The organism is Neisseria sp. 27098_8_158 (assembly GCF_041433145.1).
Taxonomy (GTDB): Bacteria; Pseudomonadota; Gammaproteobacteria; order Burkholderiales; family Neisseriaceae; genus Neisseria; species Neisseria subflava_E.
Window position 1 is genome coordinate 1 of record NZ_JAPWAZ010000006.1, and the last position, 22,965, is coordinate 22,965.

Annotated in this window: 17 protein-coding genes and 1 tRNA gene; 10 read left to right on the forward strand and 8 right to left on the reverse strand. The window is 48.7% G+C overall.

Features of this window, described 5'->3' with window-relative positions; all coding sequences use genetic code 11:
* Both O3681_RS10875 and pepN read left to right on the forward strand, forming a co-directional pair.
* A partial coding sequence (locus tag O3681_RS10875; protein ID WP_371459943.1) for a YadA-like family protein occupies positions 1–3,189 on the forward strand: 3,189 nt, incomplete at its 5' end.
* Between the two features lie 154 nt (positions 3,190–3,343).
* Positions 3,344–5,965 (forward strand): aminopeptidase N, encoded by a 2,622-nt coding sequence (pepN, locus tag O3681_RS10880; protein WP_371459944.1) that lies wholly within the window; start codon positions 3,344–3,346, stop codon positions 5,963–5,965.
* Between the two features lie 185 nt (positions 5,966–6,150).
* Here the strand turns inward: pepN and porB are convergent, their stop codons facing one another.
* The 6 genes from porB to O3681_RS10910 form a co-directional block, all read right to left on the reverse strand.
* Complete coding sequence (gene porB / locus O3681_RS10885; protein WP_107724250.1) at positions 6,151–7,278, reverse strand: trimeric porin PorB; 1,128 nt, start codon at positions 7,276–7,278, stop codon at positions 6,151–6,153.
* A gap of 388 nt (positions 7,279–7,666) precedes the next feature.
* A complete protein-coding gene (ilvC, locus tag O3681_RS10890) occupies positions 7,667–8,680 on the reverse strand; it encodes a ketol-acid reductoisomerase (protein WP_004521030.1) in 1,014 nt (337 codons plus the stop codon).
* A gap of 61 nt (positions 8,681–8,741) precedes the next feature.
* Positions 8,742–9,035 carry a putative quinol monooxygenase gene (locus tag O3681_RS10895; protein ID WP_107724249.1) on the reverse strand — a complete coding sequence of 98 codons (294 nt, stop codon included), beginning with the start codon at positions 9,033–9,035 and terminating at the stop codon, positions 8,742–8,744.
* Positions 9,036–9,101: 66 nt separating this feature from the next.
* A complete protein-coding gene (gene ilvN, locus O3681_RS10900; protein ID WP_003748480.1) occupies positions 9,102–9,593 on the reverse strand; it encodes an acetolactate synthase small subunit in 492 nt (163 codons plus the stop codon).
* Between the two features lie 10 nt (positions 9,594–9,603).
* Positions 9,604–11,331 (reverse strand): biosynthetic-type acetolactate synthase large subunit, encoded by a 1,728-nt coding sequence (ilvB, locus tag O3681_RS10905; protein WP_371459945.1) that lies wholly within the window; start codon positions 11,329–11,331, stop codon positions 9,604–9,606.
* A gap of 388 nt (positions 11,332–11,719) precedes the next feature.
* Positions 11,720–11,804: transfer RNA gene (locus O3681_RS10910), tRNA-Leu, on the reverse strand.
* Positions 11,805–12,087: 283 nt separating this feature from the next.
* On the opposite strand from O3681_RS10910, the gene O3681_RS10915 reads away from it, so the two are divergent.
* From O3681_RS10915 to hisD, 4 genes are all read left to right on the forward strand, one after another.
* Positions 12,088–12,750 carry an SCO family protein gene (locus tag O3681_RS10915; protein ID WP_371459947.1) on the forward strand — a complete coding sequence of 221 codons (663 nt, stop codon included), beginning with the start codon at positions 12,088–12,090 and terminating at the stop codon, positions 12,748–12,750.
* 81 nt (positions 12,751–12,831) lie between these two features.
* Positions 12,832–13,485, forward strand: coding sequence for an ATP phosphoribosyltransferase (hisG, locus tag O3681_RS10920; protein WP_036473098.1), 654 nt, complete (start codon positions 12,832–12,834; stop codon positions 13,483–13,485).
* 48 nt (positions 13,486–13,533) lie between these two features.
* On the forward strand, positions 13,534–14,259 hold the full coding sequence (gene nfsA / locus O3681_RS10925; protein WP_371459948.1) for an oxygen-insensitive NADPH nitroreductase: 726 nt from the start codon (positions 13,534–13,536) through the stop codon (positions 14,257–14,259).
* A gap of 71 nt (positions 14,260–14,330) precedes the next feature.
* Positions 14,331–15,623, forward strand: coding sequence for a histidinol dehydrogenase (gene hisD / locus O3681_RS10930; RefSeq protein WP_371459953.1), 1,293 nt, complete (start codon positions 14,331–14,333; stop codon positions 15,621–15,623).
* 113 nt (positions 15,624–15,736) lie between these two features.
* Here hisD and O3681_RS10935 read toward each other — a convergent pair whose 3' ends face one another.
* Positions 15,737–16,618 (reverse strand): prephenate dehydrogenase, encoded by an 882-nt coding sequence (locus O3681_RS10935; protein WP_371459949.1) that lies wholly within the window; start codon positions 16,616–16,618, stop codon positions 15,737–15,739.
* 296 nt (positions 16,619–16,914) lie between these two features.
* On the opposite strand from O3681_RS10935, the gene O3681_RS10940 reads away from it, so the two are divergent.
* The 4 genes from O3681_RS10940 (at position 16,915) to O3681_RS10955 (ending at position 21,907) form a co-directional block, all read left to right on the forward strand.
* Positions 16,915–17,409, forward strand: coding sequence for a MarR family transcriptional regulator (locus O3681_RS10940; RefSeq protein ID WP_004521040.1), 495 nt, complete (start codon positions 16,915–16,917; stop codon positions 17,407–17,409).
* A gap of 49 nt (positions 17,410–17,458) precedes the next feature.
* On the forward strand, positions 17,459–18,865 hold the full coding sequence (locus O3681_RS10945; protein ID WP_371459950.1) for an efflux transporter outer membrane subunit: 1,407 nt from the start codon (positions 17,459–17,461) through the stop codon (positions 18,863–18,865).
* A gap of 223 nt (positions 18,866–19,088) precedes the next feature.
* The gene (locus O3681_RS10950; protein WP_371459951.1) at positions 19,089–20,279 is read left to right on the forward strand and encodes an efflux RND transporter periplasmic adaptor subunit; all 1,191 of its coding nucleotides are present in this window, start codon (positions 19,089–19,091) and stop codon (positions 20,277–20,279) included.
* A gap of 101 nt (positions 20,280–20,380) precedes the next feature.
* Complete coding sequence (locus O3681_RS10955; RefSeq protein ID WP_371459952.1) at positions 20,381–21,907, forward strand: DHA2 family efflux MFS transporter permease subunit; 1,527 nt, start codon at positions 20,381–20,383, stop codon at positions 21,905–21,907.
* A gap of 42 nt (positions 21,908–21,949) precedes the next feature.
* Here the strand turns inward: O3681_RS10955 and thrB are convergent, their stop codons facing one another.
* Positions 21,950–22,867: a homoserine kinase gene (gene thrB / locus O3681_RS10960; protein WP_049323758.1), complete on the reverse strand. Its 918-nt coding sequence runs from the start codon at positions 22,865–22,867 to the stop codon at positions 21,950–21,952.
* Positions 22,868–22,965: the final 98 nt, after the last annotated feature.

The following is a 22,965-nucleotide window of genomic DNA, read 5'->3' on the forward strand; positions in this document are numbered from 1 at the left end:
GTCAAACTGACCAAAGACGGTTTGAACAACGCCGGCAACAAAGTGACCAACGTAGCCGCCGGTACCGACGATACCGACGCCGTTAACTACGGTCAGCTGAAAGAAACCAACGCCAATGTGGCCAAAGGTCTGAACATTGCCGCCGACAACGGTAACGACGACAACGTCCAACTGGGCGAAACCGTTGCCTACCGCAGCAGTGACAAAAACATCGTGACCACCGTATCTGACAACCAGATTGACTTCAAACTGGCCAAAGACATCACTGTTGACAGCGTCACCGCAGGCAACAGCAAACTGAATTCAGACGGCCTCACCATTACCGGTGGCCCGAGTGTGACCAAAGCAGGCATCAATGCCGCCGGCAACAAGATTACCAATGTTGCCGCCGGTACCGATGACACCGACGCGGTCAACTACAGCCAGCTGAAACAGCAAAGCGCCGCCGCCCGTACCGAGGTTGCAGCCGGTACCAACATCAAAGACGTGGTGAAAACGACCGGTGCCAACGGCCAAGACATCTACACCGTCAACGCCAAAGGCACGACTGCGAGCGCAGGTTCGAACAAAGTGACCGTCACTGCTTCAGCAGAAGACGCGAACAACGTGACCGACTACAGCATCGACTTGGCGCAAGACACCAAGGACGACATCCAAAAAGGTGTGGATGCCAAAACCACCGTTGACAACAAAGGCCTGACCTTCAACGGCGACAGCGGCAGCACCAATGTCGAAAAACTCGGCTCCACCGTGACCGTTGCCGGCGACGACAACATCACCACCGAAGCCCAAGACGATAAAGTGACTGTCAAACTGAACAAAGACCTGGTTGTAGACAGCGTCAAAGCCGGCGACACCACCATTAACAACGACGGTGTGAAAGTAGGCGACGATGTCGCATTGACCCAAGACGGCGTTAAAGCAGGTGACGTCAAACTGACCAAAGACGGTTTGAACAACGCCGGCAACAAAGTGACCAACGTAGCCGCCGGTACCGAAGATACCGACGCCGTTAACTACGGCCAGCTGAAAGAGACCAACCAAAACGTCGCCAACAACGCCGCCAACATCGCCAAAGGCATCAACTTCGGCGGTACCACCGGCAGCAACAACTACGCATTGGGCGACACCATCAATGTCAAAGGCGACAGCAACATCATCAGCGAAACCGTAGCCGGTGGTGCACAGCTGAAACTGGCCGATGTATTGAGTGTCGGTCAAGCGGCTCCGGTGAAAATCGATGGCGATAAAGGTGAAGTCAGCGGTTTGAGCAACACTACTTTGGGTGGTAATGATTTTGCCCAAGGTAAACGTGCAGCAACTGAAGAGCAGCTGAATGCGGCCCAAGATCAGTTGGTAAATGTATTGGGTGGCAATGCGGCCAATAATGGCGGCAACATCAGCATGACCGATATTGGCGGTACTGGTGAGAACAACATCCACGATGCAATCAAAGCCGTTAATGCAACTGCCAATCTGCCTTTGACTTTCGGCGGCGACAGTGGCAAAGACGTTGAACGCAAACCGGGTACGAAGCTGAATATTGTTGGCGGTCAAACCGATGCAGCCAAACTTTCAGACGGCAATATCGGCGTTGTAGCGAATGGCTCTGATAAGTTGGAAGTCAAATTGGCTAAAGACTTGGCAGTTGACAGCGTGAAAGCCGGCGATACCACAGTCAATACTGACGGCGTGAAAGTTGGCGATGTCAATCTGACTAAAGCCGGCTTGAACAATGGCGGCAATAAGATTACCAATGTTGCAGCCGGTACCGATGATACTGATGCGGTGAATGTTGCTCAGTTGAACAAAGCTGCGGCTGCGGCTAAGACTGAAGTCGTTCAAGGCGATAACATTGTTGTTACTCAGGATGTCGGCGCCAATGGCCAAACCATTTACAAAGTGGCTACCGATAAAAACCTGAAAGTCGACAGCGTTACCGCAGGCGATACCGTGATGAATAATGACGGTGTGAAAGTTGGCGATGATGTTGCATTGAACAAAGACGGCTTGAAAGCAGGCGATGTGAACCTGACCAAAGCTGGCTTGAACAATGGCGGTAATAAGATTACCAACGTTGCGGCCGGTACGGATGACACCGATGCAGTCAATGTTTCCCAACTGAAACAAGCTGCGGCGGCATCTAAGACTGAAGTCGTTCAAGGTAAGAACATCGTTGTGACTGAAAAAACAGGCGACAAAGGTCAGACTGTTTACGAGGTGGCAACCGATAAAGACTTGGATGTTGACAGCGTCAAAGCCGGCGACACCACCGTTAACAACGACGGTGTGAAAGTAGGCGACGATGTTGCATTGAACAAAGACGGCTTGAAAGCAGGTAAGGTAAACCTGACTAAAGACGGCTTGGACAATGCGGGCAACAAAGTAACCAATGTAGCAGATGGCGATCTCAATGCCAACAGCAAAGATGCCGTCAACGGCAGCCAGTTGTACGCAACTAACCAAAACGTAGCCAACAACGCTGCGACCATCGCCAAAGGCATCAATTTCGGCGGTACGACCGGCAGCAACAACTACGCATTGGGCGACACCATCAACGTTAAAGGCGACAGCAACATCATCAGCAAAACCGTAGCCGGTGGCGCTCAACTGAAGTTGGCTGACGAGATTAGCGTGAAGACAGTGAATGCCGATACCTTCAAAGCAGGCGATACTGTGATGAACAATGACGGCGTGAAAGTTGGCGATAAAGTTGCATTGAACAAAGACGGTCTGACCGCAGGCAATACCGTGGTTAACAACGATGGCGTAACCATCGCTGCACCGACTGAAAGCAATCCGAACAACCAAGTCAAATTGTCTCCTGTCGGTCTGAACAACGGCGGCCAACGCATTACCAACGTGGCTCCGGGTAAAGACGGTACAGACGCGGCAAACGTGAACCAGTTGATTGGTTTGGGTACCGAGTTGCAGAACAATATCAACCAAGTAGGTAAGAAAGCCTACGCGGGTGTGGCCGGTGCAATTGCCCAAGGCTCGATTCCACAAGTAACCCGTCCGGGTGCGACCGGTATCGGCGTCGGCAGCGGCTACTACGGTGGTCAGTCTGCCATGGCCATCGGCGTGTCTGCGATGAGCGACGGCGGCAACTGGATTGTCAAAGGCAACTTCTCGGCCAATACCGACGGTCATGTCGGTGTCGGTGCCGGTGCACTGTATCAGTGGTAAGTTGGCAATGACAGGCAACTAAATTTGCTGCCTGAATAGGAAGGCCGTCTGAAATTTTAGGTTTCAGACGGCCTTTTTTCTGAAAACACTTGAATTTAGGCTATATGAAACGATATGCTTCATCTATTTACCGCATGACTCTGAAAGAGAACAAATGAGCAAAACCATCCATTATTTGAAAGACTACGCCGCGCCAGCTTACCGTATTCTGAAAACCGACTTGCATTTCGATATTTTAGAACCGCAAACCATCGTCAAATCCAGTCTGACCGTTCAACCTAAAAGAGCAGGGGAGCCATTGGTATTGGATGGTTCGGCAAAACTGCTGTCTGTGAAAGTAAACGGTCAGGCCGTAGATTATGTGTTGGAAGACGAAAAATTGACGATTGCAGGCGTGCCGTCTGAAAACTTCACGCTGGAAGTAGAAACCGAAATTTTGCCGGCTGAGAACAAATCTCTGATGGGTCTGTATGCTTCCGGCGGCAACCTGTTTACCCAATGCGAACCGGAAGGTTTCCGCAAAATTACCTTCTACATCGACCGTCCGGATGTCATGTCTAAATTTACCACCACCATCGTTGCAGACAAAAAACGCTATCCGGTGTTGCTATCTAACGGCAATAAAATCGATGACGGCGAGTTTTCAGACGGCCGCCATTGGGTGAAATGGGAAGACCCGTTTGCCAAACCGAGCTACCTCTTTGCTTTGGTGGCAGGCGATTTGGCGGTAACGGAAGATTATTTTACGACCATGAGCGGCCGTAAGGTCAAAATCGAGTTCTACACCACTGAGACAGACAAACCTAAAGTCGGTTTTGCCGTGGAATCGTTGAAAAATGCGATGAAATGGGACGAGACACGCTTCGGTTTGGAATACGACTTGGATATTTTCATGGTCGTTGCCGTGGGCGATTTCAATATGGGTGCGATGGAAAATAAAGGTTTGAATATTTTCAACACCAAGTTTGTGCTGGCCAACAGCCGTACTGCGACCGATACCGACTTTGAAGGCATTGAATCTGTTGTCGGCCACGAATATTTCCACAACTGGACAGGCAACCGCGTGACCTGCCGCGATTGGTTCCAATTGTCGCTGAAAGAAGGTTTGACCGTATTCCGCGATCAAGAGTTTTCCGGCGACCGGGCCAGCCGCGTGGTGCGCCGTATCGACAATGTCCGCATGCTGCGTCTGTTCCAATTCCCTGAAGATGCGGGCCCGACTGCGCATCCTGTCCGCCCGGCCAGCTATGAGGAGATGAACAACTTCTACACCATGACCGTTTATGAAAAAGGGGCGGAAGTCGTGCGCATGTATCATACCTTGCTCGGAGAAGAGGGCTTCCAAAAAGGCATGAAGCTGTATTTCCAACGCCACGACGGTCAGGCGGTAACTTGTGATGATTTCCGTGCTGCAATGGCAGACGCAAACGGCATCAATCTCGATCAGTTCGCTTTGTGGTACAGCCAAGCCGGTACGCCGGTTTTAGATGCTCAAGGCCGTCTGAAAGATGGTGCGTTTGAATTGATCATCAAACAAACCATTCCGGCTACGCCCGATATGGCGGACAAACAGCCGATGATGATTCCGGTCAAAACTGGTTTGCTGAATGAGAAAGGCGAAGCGGTTGAGTTTGAATATCAAGGCAAACGGGTGAAAGAGGCGGTTTTGGTATTGACTGAAGCCGAGCAGACTTTTGTGTTGGGCAGCGTCAATGAGCCGGTTATCCCGTCTCTGCTGCGTGATTTCTCTGCACCGGTTACCCTGAACTATCCGTACAGCGAGCAAGAGTTGGCCACTTTGTTGGCGGCAGATGAAAATGAGTTTGCCCGTTGGGAAGCTGCCCAAACCCTGTATCATCGTGCCATTAACGCCAACCGTCAGGCATTGGCGGAAGGTCGTCCTTTGCCTGAACACAAAGCATTGATGGACGCTTTGGCTTTGGTGGTTTCCGGTGACTTTGATCCGGCATTCCGAGCCATTTTGCTGCAAATGCCGTCTGAAACCGATGTATGGGCAGAAGAAGAAAATATTGACCCGATTCAGGTTCATCAAGCGCGAGAAGCCTTGCTCAATGCTGTTGCCGTTAAGTTCCTGCCTCAGTGGCGCGAGCTGAACCGTCAAGCTACCGAGCAAGAAAACCAAGCCGATGCCGCTGTTCGTTATGAATACAGCCCGGAATTGGCCGGCTGGCGTACCTTGCGCAATGCTTGCAGGGCATTTGTCCTACGTGCTGACTCAGCGCATATCGAACACGTTGCGGAGAATTACGAAGCAATGGCGCAAAACATGACCCACGAATGGGGCATCTTATCCGCAATCAACAGCAATGAAAGCGAAATCCGCGATCGCTTGTTGACGCAATTTGCCGATAAATTCGCCGATGATGCTTTGGTAATGGACAAATACTTTGCCCTGATTGCTTCAAGTCGACGTAAAGATACTTTACCGCAAGTTCAGACGGCCTTGAGTCATCCTAAGTTCAGTATTGAAAACCCGAATAAAGCCCGTTCTTTGTTGATCAGTTTCAGCCGCAATATTCCGCATTTCCATGCAGAAGATGGTAGCGGCTACCGCTTTATAGCCGATAAAGTGATGGAAATCGACCGCTTTAACCCGCAAGTTGCCGCCCGACTGGTGCAGGCTTTCAACATCTGCAACAAATTGGAAGCCAACCGCAAAGCCGTCATGACCAAAGAATTGCAACGCATCAATGCACAAGAAGGTTTGTCCAAAGATGTGGGCGAGATTGTCGGTAAGATTTTGAATGAAAAATAAATCTTGTTTGTTGACCTTATTGTAATTTGACAATAGGGATAGATAGACTAAAGGCCGTCTGAAACCAATTGGTTTCAGACGGCCTTTTTATATATCAACGCTTAAATCAATTTTCGTTGAGGGTAGGGAATAGAATAAAAAAAGAGCCTGCATAAAACAGGCTCTTTTTCATACTAATCCGAAGATTAGAATTTGTGACGCAGGCCAACCAAACCAGAGATGGTTTCAACTTTGTGAGGGCCAGATTCAGCACCACGCAACCAGCCGGCAGAAACCAGAGCAGTAGTGCGTTTAGAGAAGTCGTAGTCAGCACCAACGATAACTTGGTCGTATTGAGTGCCTTTCAGTTTTTCGCCGTCAACTTTAGCTTTGAAGCCGTGAGCGTAAGAAACGCGAGGAGTTACGTTACCAGCGCGGTAAGCGGCAGTAGCAGCAACTTCGATAGTTTCAGCAGGACGGCTGTCCAAGCCAGCAGCAGTACCGAATACTACGTTAGAAGCGTTAGTACCGGCAGCACGCATAGCAGAAGTTACAACACCGTTAGATTGGGCTTCAGCGTAGTCACCCAAAGTTTCCCAGTTTTTAGCGTATTGACCAGCTACAGATACGAACAGGTTGTTAGCATCGTAACCACCTACCAAGCGGTGTACGTGACCGTCTTTTTCAGAAACGGCGTTTTTACGGAAACCACCGGCGTATTGACCGAAGAAGCCAGAGTTTTCGTAGTTCAGGCCAGCGTAGTAAGTGTCACGGGTAGCGTCGTTGTGAGTGTATTTGTCAGAAGGGTTAGCATTGTCACGAGGAGTATATTGTACGCTTGCGCTGAAACCTGAGAATACAGGGCTGTCGTAACGTACAGAAACTGCACGTTCGTCAACACGAGTAAATACAGACATATTCAAAGCGCCGTTGCTGCTTTCCCATTGGTCAACATTGTCACTAGTATTTTTAACAGTAGAGTCCAGTTTACCAGCACGAACTTTACCGAAGCCACCTTCCAAACCGATGAAAGATTCGCGAGAAGCCCACTCTTTGTCGCCACCGGCGATAGAAGTGTTTTGTTCAACTTGCCAGATGGCATTCAGGTTGTTACCCAAGTGTTCGTGGCCTTTAAAGCCGATACGTGAGCCGAAGTCAGCGATTTCAGTAGCAGTTTTAGAGCTTTTCTCGTGACCCAGTTTAGCAGCAGTTTGTTCACCCAATTTTACTTTGGATACTTCAACACCGGCTTTAATTTGACCGTACAGAGTTACGTCAGCCATAGCTGCAACAGGCAGAGCCGCTAGAGTCAAGGCAATCAGAGATTTTTTCATTGCTGTTTTCCTTTTTTAAGTGTGAAGAAGCGAGCATTCGTTCTTCTTATTACGATATCGTTCTCTTTCAACGATTCCATGACCATAATATAAAGGTTATGGCCTAGGAAAACAAATTTTCCTCTTGTTTTGAGTGATTTTTGCAGGGAAACGTTGTTTTTTACAGACAGGGTGGAAGCATAAGGCGGTCTTTTATTTTGGTAATGTGTTTTTCTAAAAGGGAATTTCGGGATGGCTATAAAATATGGGGTATAAAATTAGGTTGTGAATATTGTTTATCGTGTTTTCAGACGGCCTTGGTAATTGGAATTTATCGTGTACTGGGTTTGCAAATATATAAAAAACCTGCCTGATTGCTCGGGCAGGTTTTATTTGATCGAAAGACAGATTAGTTTTTGTCTTGGTCAACCAGTTTGTTTTTGGCAATCCAAGGCATCATAGAACGCAGTTGAGCGCCGACTTTTTCAATTTGGTGATCAGCAGTCAGACGGCGACGGGCTGTCATGCTGGCATAGTTGACGGCACCTTCTTGGATGAACATTTTAGCGTATTCGCCGGTTTGGATGCGTTTGAGGGCATTGCGCATGGCTTCGCGGGATTTGTCGTTGATGACTTCGACGCCGGTTACGTATTCGCCGTACTCTGCATTGTTGGAAATGGAGTAGTTCATGTTGGCGATGCCGCCTTCGTAAATCAGGTCAACAATGAGCTTCATTTCGTGCAGGCATTCGAAGTAGGCCATTTCTGGGGCGTAGCCTGCTTCAGTCAGGGTTTCGAAGCCGGTTTTGATCAATTCAACCACGCCGCCGCACAATACGGCTTGTTCGCCGAAGAGGTCGGTTTCGGTTTCTTCGCGGAAGTTGGTTTCAATCACGCCGCCTTTGGTACCGCCGTTGGCTGCGGCGTAAGACAGGGCGATGTCACGTGCTTTGCCGCTTTTATCTTGGTAAACGGCGATCAGGGAAGGTACGCCGCCGCCTTTCAGGAATTCGCTGCGTACGGTGTGGCCTGGGCCTTTAGGGGCAACCATGATAACGTCGAGGTCGGCGCGGGGTACGATTTGGTTGTAGTGTACGTTGAAGCCGTGGGCGAACGCCAATACTGCGCCTTCTTTCAAGTTAGGCTCGATTTCGTTTTTGTATACGATAGGTTGGTTTTCGTCAGGCAACAGAATCATTACAACGTCGGCTGCTTTGGTTGCTTCAGCAACAGTGCGCACGTCGTGGCCGGCTGCTTCGGCTTTTTTCCAAGAGCCGCCTTGGCGCAGACCGATGACGACATTTACGCCGGAATCTTTCAGGTTTGCTGCGTGTGCGTGACCTTGTGAACCGTAACCGATGATGGCAACAGTTTTGCCTTTGATCAGAGAAAGGTCAGCGTCTTTATCGTAATAAACTTGCATTTTATTTCCTTAGTGTAAGAGGGTTCCGGACAATCCGGGTTGAGTTAAAAGTAATAGGGGCTTAGGCAGGGACTTGGTTCATCAAGACAATTTCCAATGCTTCGGTTTTTCCTTCGATGGATTTGACGAAGTTTTGGAAATGTTCGCTGGCATTGTGTTCGTCAATAGCTGCTTGGGATTTCCAGCTTTCTACGAATACGAAACGGTTGGGTTTGCTGATTTCTTGGTGCAGGTCGTAGCTGATGTTGCCTTCTTCTGCACGGCTGGCTTTGACCAATTCTTTAAACTGGGCAGCCAGAGCCTCGGTGTATTCGGGTTTGACGGTAACTAATGCAACGATTTGGATGCTTGACATGGTTGTCTCCTACTGGTTTTCAGACGGCCTTTGTAGAAAGCAAAAGGCCGTCTGAACGATACAGCGTTAAATTTTCAAAATACGCTCGCCGCGGCCGATACCGGCTGCACCTGTGCGTACGGTTTCCAAAATTTGAGCGCGACCGACTGTCTCGAGGAAAGAGTCGAGTTTTTCGGTGGAACCTGTGATTTCGATGGTGTAGCTGCGGTCTGTTACGTCAATGACGCTGCCACGATAAATTTCGGTCAATCGCAGGAATTCGTCGCGGTCTTTGCCGACGGCGCGGACTTTTACCAACATCAGTTCGCGTTCGACAAAACGGCTTTCGTTCAAGTCAACCACTTTGACAACTTCAATCAGTTTGTTGAGTTGTTTGGTGATTTGCTCGATAACGTGCTCGTCGCCGTGGGTGACAATGGTCATACGGGACAAGGTTTTGTCTTCGGTTGGGGCTACGGCCAGGGAATCAATGTTGTAATCGCGTGCGGAGAATAAACCTACCACACGGCTCATCGCACCTGATTCGTTTTCCATCAGAATAGATAAGATATGTCGCATTTCTTTCTCCTTACGCTTTTGCAATATCGCGCATGTGCGGCGGCAGAACCATTTCATCCAAACCTTTGCCGTTGCCGACCATAGGCAGTACGTTTTGTTTCTTGTCTGTCAAGAAGTCGAGGAATACCAAACGGTCTTTTTGGTTTAATGCTTCCAGCAGGGCGCCTTCGACGTCGGATTTTTTGTCCACACGGATGCCGATATGGCCGTAGGATTCGGCCAGTTTGACAAAGTCGGGCAATGAATCGAAATAGGTTTCCGATTCGCGGTTGCCATAATACAGCTCCTGCCATTGGCGAACCATACCCAAATAGCCATTGTTTAATGTAACGATATTGATGGGGACATTATATTGGAAGCAGGTGGACAGCTCCTGGATATTCATTTGAATAGAGCCCTCGCCTGTGATACAGAAGACGTCTTGCTCAGGAGCCGCCAGTTTGGCACCGAGGGCGTAAGGCAGGCCTACACCCATCGTACCCAGACCGCCGGAATTGAGCCATTGGCGGGGACGCTCGAATGGATAATATTGAGCGGCAAACATTTGGTGTTGGCCAACGTCTGAAGTAATAATGGCTGAGTTTTTGGTAATTTCTGCCAGTTTTTGAACAACGTATTGCGGTTTAATGATTTCGCTGTCGTTTTCAAACCACAGGCAGTTGTGCGAACGCCATTCTTCGATGGTTTTCCACCATTTGTCCAATGAGTCGGCTGAGGGCGCGGTTTCTTGTTTGCCCCACAGATGAGTCATTTCAGTCAATACGTTTTTAACATCGCCGACAATCGGGATGTCCACTTTAACGCGTTTGGCAATGCTGGACGGGTCGATATCGATATGGATGATTTTTTTGGGTTTGTCCAAGAATTTTGACGGTACAGAAACCACGCGGTCGTCAAAGCGCGCACCGATTGCCAAAACGACGTCTGCATTTTGCATCGCCAAATTGGCCTCGTAGGTACCGTGCATGCCCAACATGCCCAAGAATTGGCGGTCGCTGGAAGGGTAAGCGCCCAAACCCATTAATGTGCCGGTACAGGGTACGCCGGTCATGCGGATAAATTGGGTCATTTCCTCGGAGGCATTGCCCAATACCACGCCGCCGCCGAAGTAAACGATGGGGCGTTTGGCAGAAGCCAGCATTTGTACGGCTTTTTTAATTTGGCCGATGTGACCTTGTACAACCGGTTGGTAGGAGCGGATGAAGATGTCTTCTTGCGGATAGCTGAATTTGGCCATCGCTTGAGTAACATCTTTAGGAATATCGACGACAACGGGGCCCGGACGGCCGCTGGCGGCAATTTGGAAGGCTTTTTTAATCGTATCAGCCAGCTCACCAATATTGGTAACCAGGAAGTTGTGTTTGACACAAGGGCGGGTAATGCCGACCGTATCCACTTCTTGGAACGCATCTGTACCGATGAGGGAATTGCCCACTTGGCCGCTGATGATGACCAGTGGGATGGAATCGCTGTACGCGGTAGCAATGCCGGTCAATGCGTTGGTTACGCCCGGGCCGGAAGTTACCAAGGCCACGCCGACTTTGCCGCTGACGCGGGCATAGGCATCTGCTGCATGTACGGCTGCCTGCTCATGGCGGGTCAGAATGTGCTTGAATTTGTTGAGTTGGAAAATGGCATCGTAGATTTCGATAACCGCACCACCGGGATAGCCGAATACGTATTCAACACCTTCGGCTTTGAGACTTTGCACGACGATTTGTGCGCCTGATAATTGCATATTGACCTCTTTTATGCGGTTTCTAACCAATAGGAACAATCCGCCTCACCACAGCACCTGTAATGCAATTCCGCCAAGCAGCGATTTAGGGTACGCGCATTGAGGGAATACGGCGACAGTCAGACTGTCCAAACAATTGGAAAGGAACACAGAGTTTGTGAAAAAGAGTAGAAACGATAACGCAAACCGACTGTTCAATCAAGATAAAATCTTTCATCTTTTAACATTTGAGACGGGAAAATAGATTGAAGGTTGATTTTAAAGAAATAAAAAAACAGTTTTATTGATCTTGGTGTGGATGGATTGTTGACAGTTTGAGTAAGGAGAAGGTTTTGCAAATGAAGAATAGCAAAAAACCTCTTGACTGAATCAAGAGGTTTTTAAAATTTGGTGCCCAGGGTCGGACTCGAACCGACACACCTTGCGGCGGGGGATTTTGAGTCCCCTGCGTCTACCAATTTCGCCACCTGGGCTAGCGAAGAAGTCGTCATTATAGCGAGTTCTCGAATCTTGTAAAGCAGTAATTGAAAAAAAATTAAATTATTTTTATATTTATTTGATTTTTAATGAATTAAACTTTTTACGTTTGATGGCTATCTAAATGGAAGGCAGATTTTTAAAACAAAAAAGCAGTATTTATCTGCAAAAGGGGCTACATTTAATGTGTCAAACGCGTTAATATGAAGATGTTTTGTTTTTATATCGGCCGGGCGGTTGTTTGGCCTCACTTATTTGAAACGGTTTTGGAGAAAATTTATGCTTTCCGTCACACGAACTTTCTTACTCAGTGCTTTTGCATTGGCTGCTCTGGTTGCTTGTCAGCCTAAAGAGGAGGCCAAGGAGGCTTCTTCGACACCTGCCGCTTCTGCTGCGCCTGCTGCTTCCGGTGAATCTGCACCCAAAGCGCAAGCGCGTGGTACCGATATGCGCAAAGAAGACATTGGCGGCGATTTCACATTGACCGATGGCGACGGCAAACCTTTCAGCCTGAGCGATTTGAAAGGCAAAGTGGTTATCCTGTCTTTCGGGTATACCCACTGTCCTGACGTATGCCCAACCGAGTTGCTGACTTACAGCGATACTTTGAAACAATTGGGCGATCAGGCTAAAGACGTGAAAGTAGTATTTGTCAGCATCGACCCTGAGCGCGATACGCCTGAAGTAATCGGCAAATACGCTAAACAGTTCAATCCTGATTTTATCGGCCTGACGGCTACCGGCGATCAAAGCCTGCCTGTCATCAAACAGCAATACCGTGTGGTATCGGCTAAAGTAAACCCAAAAGAAGACAGCGAAAACTATTTGGTCGACCACTCTTCAGGTGCATATTTGATTGATAAAAACGGCGAAGTGGCGATTTTCTCGCCTTATGGCAGCGAGCCGGAAACGATTGCGGCTGATGTGAAAACTTTATTGTAAAACCGTAGTTGAGGCCGTCTGAAATGGGTTGTGGATTTCAGACGGCCTTCTTGCTTTTGATACGGCAAAGGAAAAGAAAAAATGACCGACACACTTTTAACGATTGCTTTATCCAAAGGACGGATTTTTGAGGAAACCCTGCCGCTGTTGGCCGCCGCCGGTATTGTGCCTGCGGAAGAGCCGGAAAAATCGCGTAAGCTGATTATTGGTACGAATCATGACAATATCCGTTTGGTAATTGTACGTGCGACCGACGTGCCGACTTATGTGCAATATGGTGCGGCGGATTTCGGTATTGCCGGTAAGGACGTGCTGATCGAGCATGGCGGAGATGGCCTGTATCAACCTTTGGATTTGCACATCGCCTCATGCCGCATGATGGTTGCGGTTAAAAAAGGTTTTGATTACGCCGCCGCTTCCAAACCCGGCAGCCGTTTGCGGATTGCCACCAAATATCCCGACATCGCCGCCGAACACTTTGCCGACAAGGGCGTGCATGTGGACATCATCAAACTGTACGGCTCGATGGAGCTTGCGCCTTTGGTCGGTCTGAGCGACGCGATTGTCGATTTGGTTTCCAGCGGCAATACATTGAAGGCCAATGGTTTGGAAGCTGTAGAGCATGTGGCTGATATTTCCAGCCGCTTGGTGGTCAACAAAGCGGCGTTGAAAACCAAATATGCGTTGTTGAATCCGATTATTCAGGCATTTGAAAATGCCGCTAAGGCCGTCTGAAAAGTTTTTGGCAAAACCTGTCTGCCAACCCAGTTTGAAAGCCCTGTCATGATGCAAAGCAAACCGACACTCGATACGATTCTTTCCCATCGTTCCATCCGCAGGTTTACTTCCGAACCGATTGCCGATGAAATCCTTGATATGCTGGTTTGCGCCGGGCAGCAGGCTTCGACTTCCAACAATCTGCAATGCATTTCCATCATCCGCGTATCCGACCTTGCGCTGAGGCAGGGGATACATGAAGCGGCAGGAAGCGCACCTTATATTGTCCATTGTGCGGAGTTTTTATTGTTTTGCATCGATTTTTCCAAACACAAGGCAATATTTCCCGATGCGCAAATTGATTGGGCGGAAGTAACCCTGATTGGTGCGGTCGATGCAGGCATTATGGCGCAAAACGTATTGCTTGCCGCCGAATCACTTGGGCTGGGTGGCGTGTATATCGGTGCGTTGCGTAATGGTGCACAAAAAGTGTCGGACGTATTGAACCTGCCGGATTATTGCGTGCCTTTGGTGGGGTTGTGCCTCGGTTATCCCGACCAAGACCCGCCGCTCAAGCCGCGCCTGCCGAAGGAAATGGTGTATGCCGAAAACGCTTGTCCGAGCCTGAATGCCGAGGCGGTTGAAGCCTATAATCAGGCAGTGGCGGATTATTATGAGTTGCGCAAGGGCAGTCCGATACCTTGGAAGGAATCGCTGGCCAAAACCTTGGGTAATCCTGTGCGGCCGCATATGTTGGCGTTTTTGCAGAAAAAAGGTTTTTTGAAAAGATAATGTTCAGACGGCCTTTGAGTGATTGAGGCCGTCTGAAAACAATAGGAATGAAACAAGGAAGAGAGCAAACCATGAAGAAACTCGACACCCAATCCCCTAATTTTCAAGCCGAACTCAAAGCGTTACTCGCTTTTGAAACCGCGCAAAACCCTGAAATCGACCGTATTGTTGCCGACATCTGCGCCGATGTTCAAAAGCGCGGCGATGCGGCGCTGATTGAATATACCAACCGCTTTGACGGCACATCCGCACAAACCATCGACGATTTAATCCTGACGCAAGATGATTTGCAGTCTGCGTTTGAGCGTTTGCCCGAAAACATTCAGACGGCCTTGAAAACGGCCGCGCGACGGGTGGAAAGCTACCATAAACACCAAAAAATGGAGTCGTGGACTTACGAAGACGAAGACGGCACGCTTTTGGGTCAACAGATTACGCCGCTTGACCGTGTCGGTATTTATGTTCCGGGCGGTAAAGCCGCTTATCCGAGTTCCGTCATCATGAACGCCATGCCTGCCCACGTTGCCGGCGTGAAAGAAATCATCATGGTCGTTCCTACTCCGAAAGGCGAGCGCAACGATATTGTGTTGGCGGCTGCTTTTGTGGCCGGTGTAACCAAAGTGTTTACGGTCGGCGGCGCTCAGGCGGTTGCGGCTTTGGCCTATGGTACGGAATCTGTGCCTCAAGTCGATAAGATTACCGGCCCGGGCAATGCCTTTGTCGCTGCGGCCAAACGACGCGTGTTCGGCGTCGTCGGTATTGATATGGTGGCAGGGCCGTCTGAAATCTTGGTGATTGCCGATGGCACGACGCCTGCCGATTGGGTGGCCATGGATTTGTTCAGTCAGGCGGAACACGATGAAATTGCACAAGCGATTTTGATCGGTACTTCTCAAGCGTATTTGGACGAAGTCCAGACGGCCATGAACCGCCTGATCGAAACCATGCCGCGCCGTGCGATTATTGAAGCTTCATTGGGCAACCGCGGTGCAATGATTTTGGCCAAAGATTTGGACGAAGCCTGTGAAATCGCCAACTATATTTCTCCCGAACACTTGGAATTGTCGGTCGAAAATCCGCAAGAGTGGGCGAAAAAAATCCGCCATGCAGGTGCGATTTTCATGGGACGCTATACCAGTGAAAGCCTGGGTGACTATTGTGCAGGCCCCAACCACGTTTTGCCGACCAGCCGCACGGCGCGTTTCTCTTCTCCTTTGGGAACATATGACTTCCAAAAACGCTCCAGTCTGATTCAGGTTTCAGAACAAGGCGCTCAGAAGTTGGGTAAAACCGCCAGCGTGTTGGCGCATGGTGAAAGCTTGACCGCGCACGCCAGAGCGGCTGAGTTTCGTTTGAAAGACTGAGTGAAACGTTGGTTAAAGTCGTAAGAAATCAAAAAAAGGGCATCTAAACAGATGCCCTTTTTATTTTGATGAAGATTTTAGCTGAGAAGGTATCAGGCCGTCTGAAAACAGGTTTAACGGTTTTTCAGCCAGTCATTACGCATTTGTGCGGCTTCTTCAAAATAGCAGTAAAGCTCGGTTTTGTTGCCGTCTGAAAGGAGTTGTTCCAATTTGGATAATTGTTCTTTCAAATCGCTGGTCAGTTTGAGAAGGGCAGGGCGGTTAGCCATACAGATGTCTGTCCAAACGGCAGGATGGCTGGAAGCGATGCGGGTAAAGTCGCGAAAGCCGGTGGCGGCATAGGGGAGGTAGTCTTTGCCGTGCGGGTGGTCAACCAAAGCGTGGACATAGGCAAAGGCGGCTAAGTGCGGCAAGTGGGAAACGGCGGCAAAAATATTGTCGTGTTCTTCGGCACTCATGGTGGAAATTTGAGAACCAACCGCCTGCCATAGGCTTTTCAACCGTCTCAGGCCGTCTGAAGCCTCTTGGCCGTGTAGCGTAATGATAAGGCGGCTGTTTTGAAACAAACCGCAACGCGCGGATTTTGCCCCGCTTTGATCCGAGCCGGCAATCGGGTGTGCGGCAAAACATTGCGGCAGGCGCTCGGGCAAGTGGGTGCGGAAGGCATTGAGTGCCGATTGTTTGGTGCTGCCGACATCGGAAACGCAGGCGGTGTCTTTTAAGAAGGGCTTGATGTCGCGGCATACGTCAGGCAGGACGGAGACAGGCGTGGCAATTAAAACCAAATCGGCATGGCCGATGCTTTCGGCGCAAATATCCGGATATGCATGGTCGATGATGCCGCATTCGAGTGCGTAATTGAGGTTGTAGGCATTGGTGTCGATGCCGGTAACGCTTTGCACCAGCCCCAAACGTTTGAGGTCGAGCATGAACGAACCGCCGATTAAACCGACGCCAATAAGGGTGATATGGGGGAAAAAGGCGGAAATGTTCATGGTTTGCATCCGATTTAAGTGGAAAAGCTTATTTTAATCCGTTATGGAGGTCGTCTAAAAGTTGTCATCAAGCTTTCAGACGGCCTTTTTTATGGTCGAATTTTCATGATTTAGGCATAGAAAACTCCGTTTAGTAGGAGCATGTAACCGATTATCAGATTTTCATACACTAAAATAATCATCTGAATTAGTATAACGTCTTAAAGTAAGTAATTGGTATCTTAAAGTAAATTATTACAGCATATTTTATTTTGATTGATATCGAATAAAATAATTCACTCAGAAAGAAGGAATTTATGAGTTTTTCACAAACCGAATTAGTCAACGCAATGCGTTTGCTTTCTACCCGTCTGCCGCAGTTTCCAGAGCAACAAAACCAAGTATCCCGCATGTTGCGCATCGTAACCGAACGTTTGAGCAGCCATTTGAACGAAAACCTGAAAGCGTTCGGCATCAATGAAAACCTGTGGTTTTCCCTGATGGCGGTTTACGTCAGCCCAAACAGCGAAATCCTGCCTTCGCGCTTGAGCGACCTGATGGACTTGACGCGCACCAGTGCAACACGCCTGTCGGACGACATGGTTGAGCGCGGCTGGGTAGAGCGTTATATCAATCAGAAAGACCGTCGTCAGATTGTGCTAAAATTGACCCCTTCGGGTGAAACCTTCATCCACGAAGTATGGCCGCAAATTGCCCGTCAGAGCGGTCAGGCGTGGGAAGATTTCACGAAAGAGGATTATGATACGCTGCAACACCTGTTGGGTAAACTGTTGAACCGTTTGGGCAATTGACAACAGACGGCCTGATGGTCTGCGGCAGGCACACATAAACGGAGTCTGTATGAAATTAGGTTTGGTCAAATCAAGCGTATGCGTTGCCGCTGTTTCGCTGTTGGCGGCATGTGCGCCCTTCGGCAAACAGTCGCCTTTGGATGAGACAACAGCCTATCCGCTGCCGCAAGGCCAATCTGCCGCTACTGCCCAAGACGGCTGGTGGATGAAGCTGAAAGATAAAAAATTAAACAATTTGATTGCTTCCGCCATTCAGACGTCTACCAATCTGCGTGTCGTCAAGGCAAGGTTTGAGCAGGCTCAGGCGCAGCTGGGCGTTGTAGGAGCCGCCAACAAACCGCAAGTCGGCTTGGGCGTTACAGGTCTGGGTGCTTATGTTTCACCCAAACCTCAAGCCGGTATGGTTGATGCCGACCATACATTGGTTTTGGCGAACGCAGCCTTGCAAGGCAGCTTGGTTTTTGATTTTTGGGGTAAAAACCGAGAGCAGATTCAAGCTGTTTTAGGAAAAAGCAGGGCTGCGGTGTATGAAGCGCATCATATCCGCACCGAGTTGGCTCATGCTGTGGCCGCCCAATATTTTGCGTGGCAGATGGCGACAGAACAACTGGCTTTGCTGGATACGCGCATAGAGCTGGCGGATAAAGCATTGAAACTGATGCAACAACGCGTTAAAGCGCAGCTGGCTCCTGCCGATGCCTTGCACGCTCTGGAAATGGCGCAACAACAATTACAGCTTGAAAAATCGACATGGACTCAGAAAAATGAGAAAATCCGCAACAGTCTGGCTGTATTGACCGGCCGTGTACCGGGTGCATTGAATGGACAGGTTCCGGAAAAAATGGCGGCTGTACCTTCATTGCCGGTTAACCGTATTGAAGCGGACTTGCTGGCGGCCCGCCCTGATATCGCGGCGCAAAAAGCCTTACTTGAAGAGAAATGGCATATCGTCAAATCGACCGAGGCAGAGTTTTACCCGAATATCGAGTTGAAAGTTTTAGCAGGTATGACGCACATTGATGCGTTCAATCTGATTCGCGGACGGACTTCCGGTATGTTGGGCATTGTTCCGGCTTTGAATCTGCCATTGTTTACTTCCGGGGCGTTGCAATCCAAATTGGCGGGTAAACGTGCCCAATATAACGAGCAGGTTGCCGTGTATGACCAAACTGTTTTGAATGCCATGCGTTCGGCAGCAGATGCTGTAGTCGACTATCAAAGCCTGAAAAGTCGACAAGATACTTGGAATAAGATGGTCAATATCGCGGATAAATCCGTGCAAAATGCGAAAGGACGTGTTCGTGCTGGCTTGGATAACGGCTTGACCGCCTTGCAAAAACAAGACGAGGCTGCGCGTACAAAAATGTCGGCGGTTCAATACCATGCAGAATATCTGACAGCTTGGAGTAACCTCAATGCCCAATTGGGCGGAGGCTTTAAATTAAATAAGAAATAAACGTTTGATTAAAACGTAGGCCGTCTGAAAGTAATTTCAGACGGCCTTTTGCTTACCTTATTTACATTTGCTACCGGAAGAAATTATTGTAATGAATAGAGTGTAACTATAGAATATAACCCTTTAGCGCGTTAAATGCGCGTATTGGGTTGAGGGTGGAACCAGCAGCCTGGGGCAAGACAATAATATCGTTATCACATGTACAGAATTAAAGTTGGGACTTATGGATACTCAATCAGAAAAAAATAATGTCCAAAAAGAAACGGAAGTAGCCGCTTCCGGCGCTAAAACGCATCGCAAACGCAATTTGGTTATCGTTACACTTCTATTCCTTATTATAGCGGCCGGATTCGCTTTGGCGTATTTCCTGTTTTGGCAGCATGAAGAAGAAACGGAAGATGCTTATGTGGCCGGTCATTTGGTGATGATTACGCCGCAGGTAAACGGCACGGTGCGCAAAGTCATGTATGACGACACGGATGTCGTGAAAAAAGGCGATGTGTTGGTGGCTTTGGACGACAGCGATTTTCAGCTGGCATACGATCGTGCGCAAAATGAATTGATTCAGGCCATCCGTCAAAACAAACAGCAAACTGCGGTCAATTCAAAAGCCAAAGCGCAAGTGTTGTTACGCAAAGCCGATTTGGCCCGTGCGCAAGCCGATTTGCGCCGCCGTGAATCCTTGGCGGGTACGGAAGCGGTTTCCGGAGAAGAACTCAGCCATGCCCGCGCCGCTGTGGTTCAGGCTCAGGCTGCATTGAAAGCGGTTGAGGCGGAAGAAGTTTCTGCTCAGGCAGCATTGGGCAGCAATATTCCTCTGCGCCAACAACCGGCAGTTCAGACGGCCATCAGCCACATCAAAGACGCTTGGTTGAATTTACAACGTACGCAAATCCGTTCGCCGATCGGCGGCCAAATTGCCAAACGCAATGTCCAAGTCGGCCAACGTATCGTGCAAGGTACGCCGATGATGGCCGTTGTGCCTCTGTCTGAATTGTGGGTGGATGCCAACTTTAAAGAGTCGCAACTGCGCAAAATGAAAATCGGCCAGCCTGTTGAAATGACAGCCGATTTGTACGGCAGCAAAGTGGTTTACCATGGTAAGGTAATGGGCTTGTCGGCCGGTACGGGCAGCGCGTTCTCATTACTGCCGGCACAAAACGCAACAGGCAACTGGATTAAAGTTGTGCAACGTGTGCCGGTGCGTATCAGTTTGGATGCTAAAGAATTGCAACAAAATCCGCTCCGTGTCGGTTTGTCGATGACTGTTAAAGTCGATATTGCCGAGAAGGGCAGCGGTAAAGCCATGACTGCCGAAGCAGAACGAAATACTGCCTTGCCGGAAACGGAAAGTGTGGATTGGAAAGCCGCCGATGCTTTAGTCGATAAAATCTTCGAGCAATACGCAAAATAATCTTTTCAGACGGCCTGAGTCTTTTATTGAAGGCTCAGGCCGTCTGAAATATTGATTCTCTTCAATCGACCGCTTTGACGGTTGTCTTATAGTTTAAAAATATGAATTATCCGCCGTTACAAGGGTTTAAGCTGGTGTTGGCAACTTTGGCGCTCAGCTTGGCCGTATTTATGGAAGTCTTGGACAGTACCATCGCCAACGTTGCCGTGCCTGTTATTGCAGGAAATTTAGGCGCGGCTACCACGCAGGGAACTTGGGTGATTACCTCATTTGCCGTAGCCAATGCCATTTCCGTTCCCTTGACAGGTTTTTTGGCCAAGCGGTTTGGCGAGGTCAAAATCTTTATCGCTGCCGTGATCGGGTTTGTCGTAACGTCATGGCTGTGTGGCATTGCACATAATCTTCAAGCCTTGGTTTTTTTCCGTGTATTGCAAGGCTTTATCGCCGGGCCATTGATTCCCTTGTCCCAAAGCCTGTTGATGGCCTCCTATCCGCCTGAAAAACGAACATTGGCACTGGCATTATGGGCAATGACCGTCGTTGTTGCTCCTGTATTGGGACCGATTCTAGGCGGTTGGATTTCGGACAACTGGCATTGGGGATGGATTTTCTTTATCAATATCCCGATCGGGATTTTGTCTGCAACTATTGCTTGGAAGCAGCTTAGACATAGGGAAACTGAAATCGTCAGGGCGCCAATCGATTATGTCGGGCTGGTGTTGATGATTGTCGGTGTCGGCGCATTGCAAATGATGCTTGATAGGGGCAAGGAATTGGACTGGTTTGCCTCGGGAGAGATTATCGTTTTGGGCGTTACCGCTTTGGTGTTCCTGACATATTTTATTGTTTGGGAGTTGGGCGAGAAATACCCGATTGTTGATTTGTCATTGTTTAAAAATAGAAACTTCACGATAGGCGTTGTTGCTACATCGTTGGGCTTTATGGTCTATATGGGCACATTGACCCTGTTGCCTTTAGTGTTGCAATCAAATCTCGGCTATACCGCAACTTGGGCTGGCTTGGCTGCTGCACCGGTGGGCTTCCTGCCGATTATTTTATCGCCGATTATCGGTAAGTTCGGTAATCGCGTCGATATGCGCCTGTTTGTCAGTGCCAGCTTCTTGGTGTTTGCCTACACATTCCATTGGCGAACCGATTTCTATGCCGGCATGGATATGAGCAACGTCGTTTGGCCGCAGTTTTGGCAGGGTTTAGGCGTAGCCATGTTCTTCCTGCCTTTGACCAGTATCACCTTATCACATATGAAAGGCAATCAAATTGCCTCAGCCAGTAGCCTGTCTAACTTCTTGCGTGTCTTTATGGGTGGTGTCGGAGTATCTGTTGTCAGCACCATGTGGGAACGGCGCGAAGCTCTGCACCATACTCAATTGACCGAACATGTTAACTTATTATCCTCAATCAGCAACCAATCTATTCAAGGCATGATGGCCAATGGTCTGAGCAAGGAACAGGCATTGGTGGCGATAAATAGCACCATTTCCCAACAAGGCTTTATTATTGGCTCAAATGAAATCTTCTTGGCAGGCAGTATCATATTCATCAGCATGATCCCCATTATTTGGCTGGCAAGACCGCCATTTAACGGCTCTAGTGGGGGAGGACATTAAATAAAAGGCCGTCTGAATTTCAGACGGCCTTTTATCTATATATTATTTAAGACTCAATAGCAGATCCCTAAATGCATTTGGATCTTTAATAAACGTCATTTCTCCTGATTGAGGGAAATGGAAATCGAGCAGGCGAGATACCCAGAAACGGATACATCCGGCTCTTTGTGCAGTAGGGAAATATGCACGTTCTTCATCAGATAAAGGACGCACGCTTTCATAGCCATGGATAAAAGCATCATAAAGAGCAGGGTCTAATTTATTATCGGCTGTCCGCGCCCAGTCGTTAACTGCAATGGCCAAGTCGTACATGAAATTACCATTGCACGCATAATAAAAATCGATAAAGCCGGAAACTTCATCTCCATTAAGCAGTACATTGTCTTTAAATAAATCGGCATGGATAATACCAGAAGGCAAATGTTCTCCAAGATTTTCATCTAAAGCAGCAATTTCAGCTTGAAGCAGTTTGGCATCTTCGCTATCTAAAACCGGGAGTAACTGGGTGCAGGCATCATGCCACCAGCCATCATAACGGGGATTTTTCATTTTTAAAGGAAAATCTTGGCCGGCTAAATGCATTTTGGCCAACATCGCACCAGTGTGGAAACATTGTGCCTCAGTCGGCCAGCCGGTATCGGAGCCATTCAAACAAGTTACCAAGCAAGCAGGTTTTCCGGCTAAAATAGAATGCAGTCCACCATCTTTACGAGCAATCGGAGCGGCGCAGGCAACGCCATTTTGGCTCAAGTGTTGGTTTAGCTCTAAAAAGAAAGGTAGTTCCTCTGATTTTAAAACCTCAAAAACAGTCAACACATAACGACCGGTTGAGGTAGTCAGAAAATAATTACTGTTAGTAATCCCTTGGGCAATCCCCTGCAAAGAGACGAAATCTCCCAAATCATATTGCAGCAAGAAATCGCGCATTTGAGCGTCGGAAACACTGGTATAGACAGACATAGCAAACTCGAAGCTGAAATAAACTCAAGGAAACATCATACCAAAAAACAAGCGTCAACAATATAAATTAAAGTATAGGTCAAATTCAAAAGGCCGTC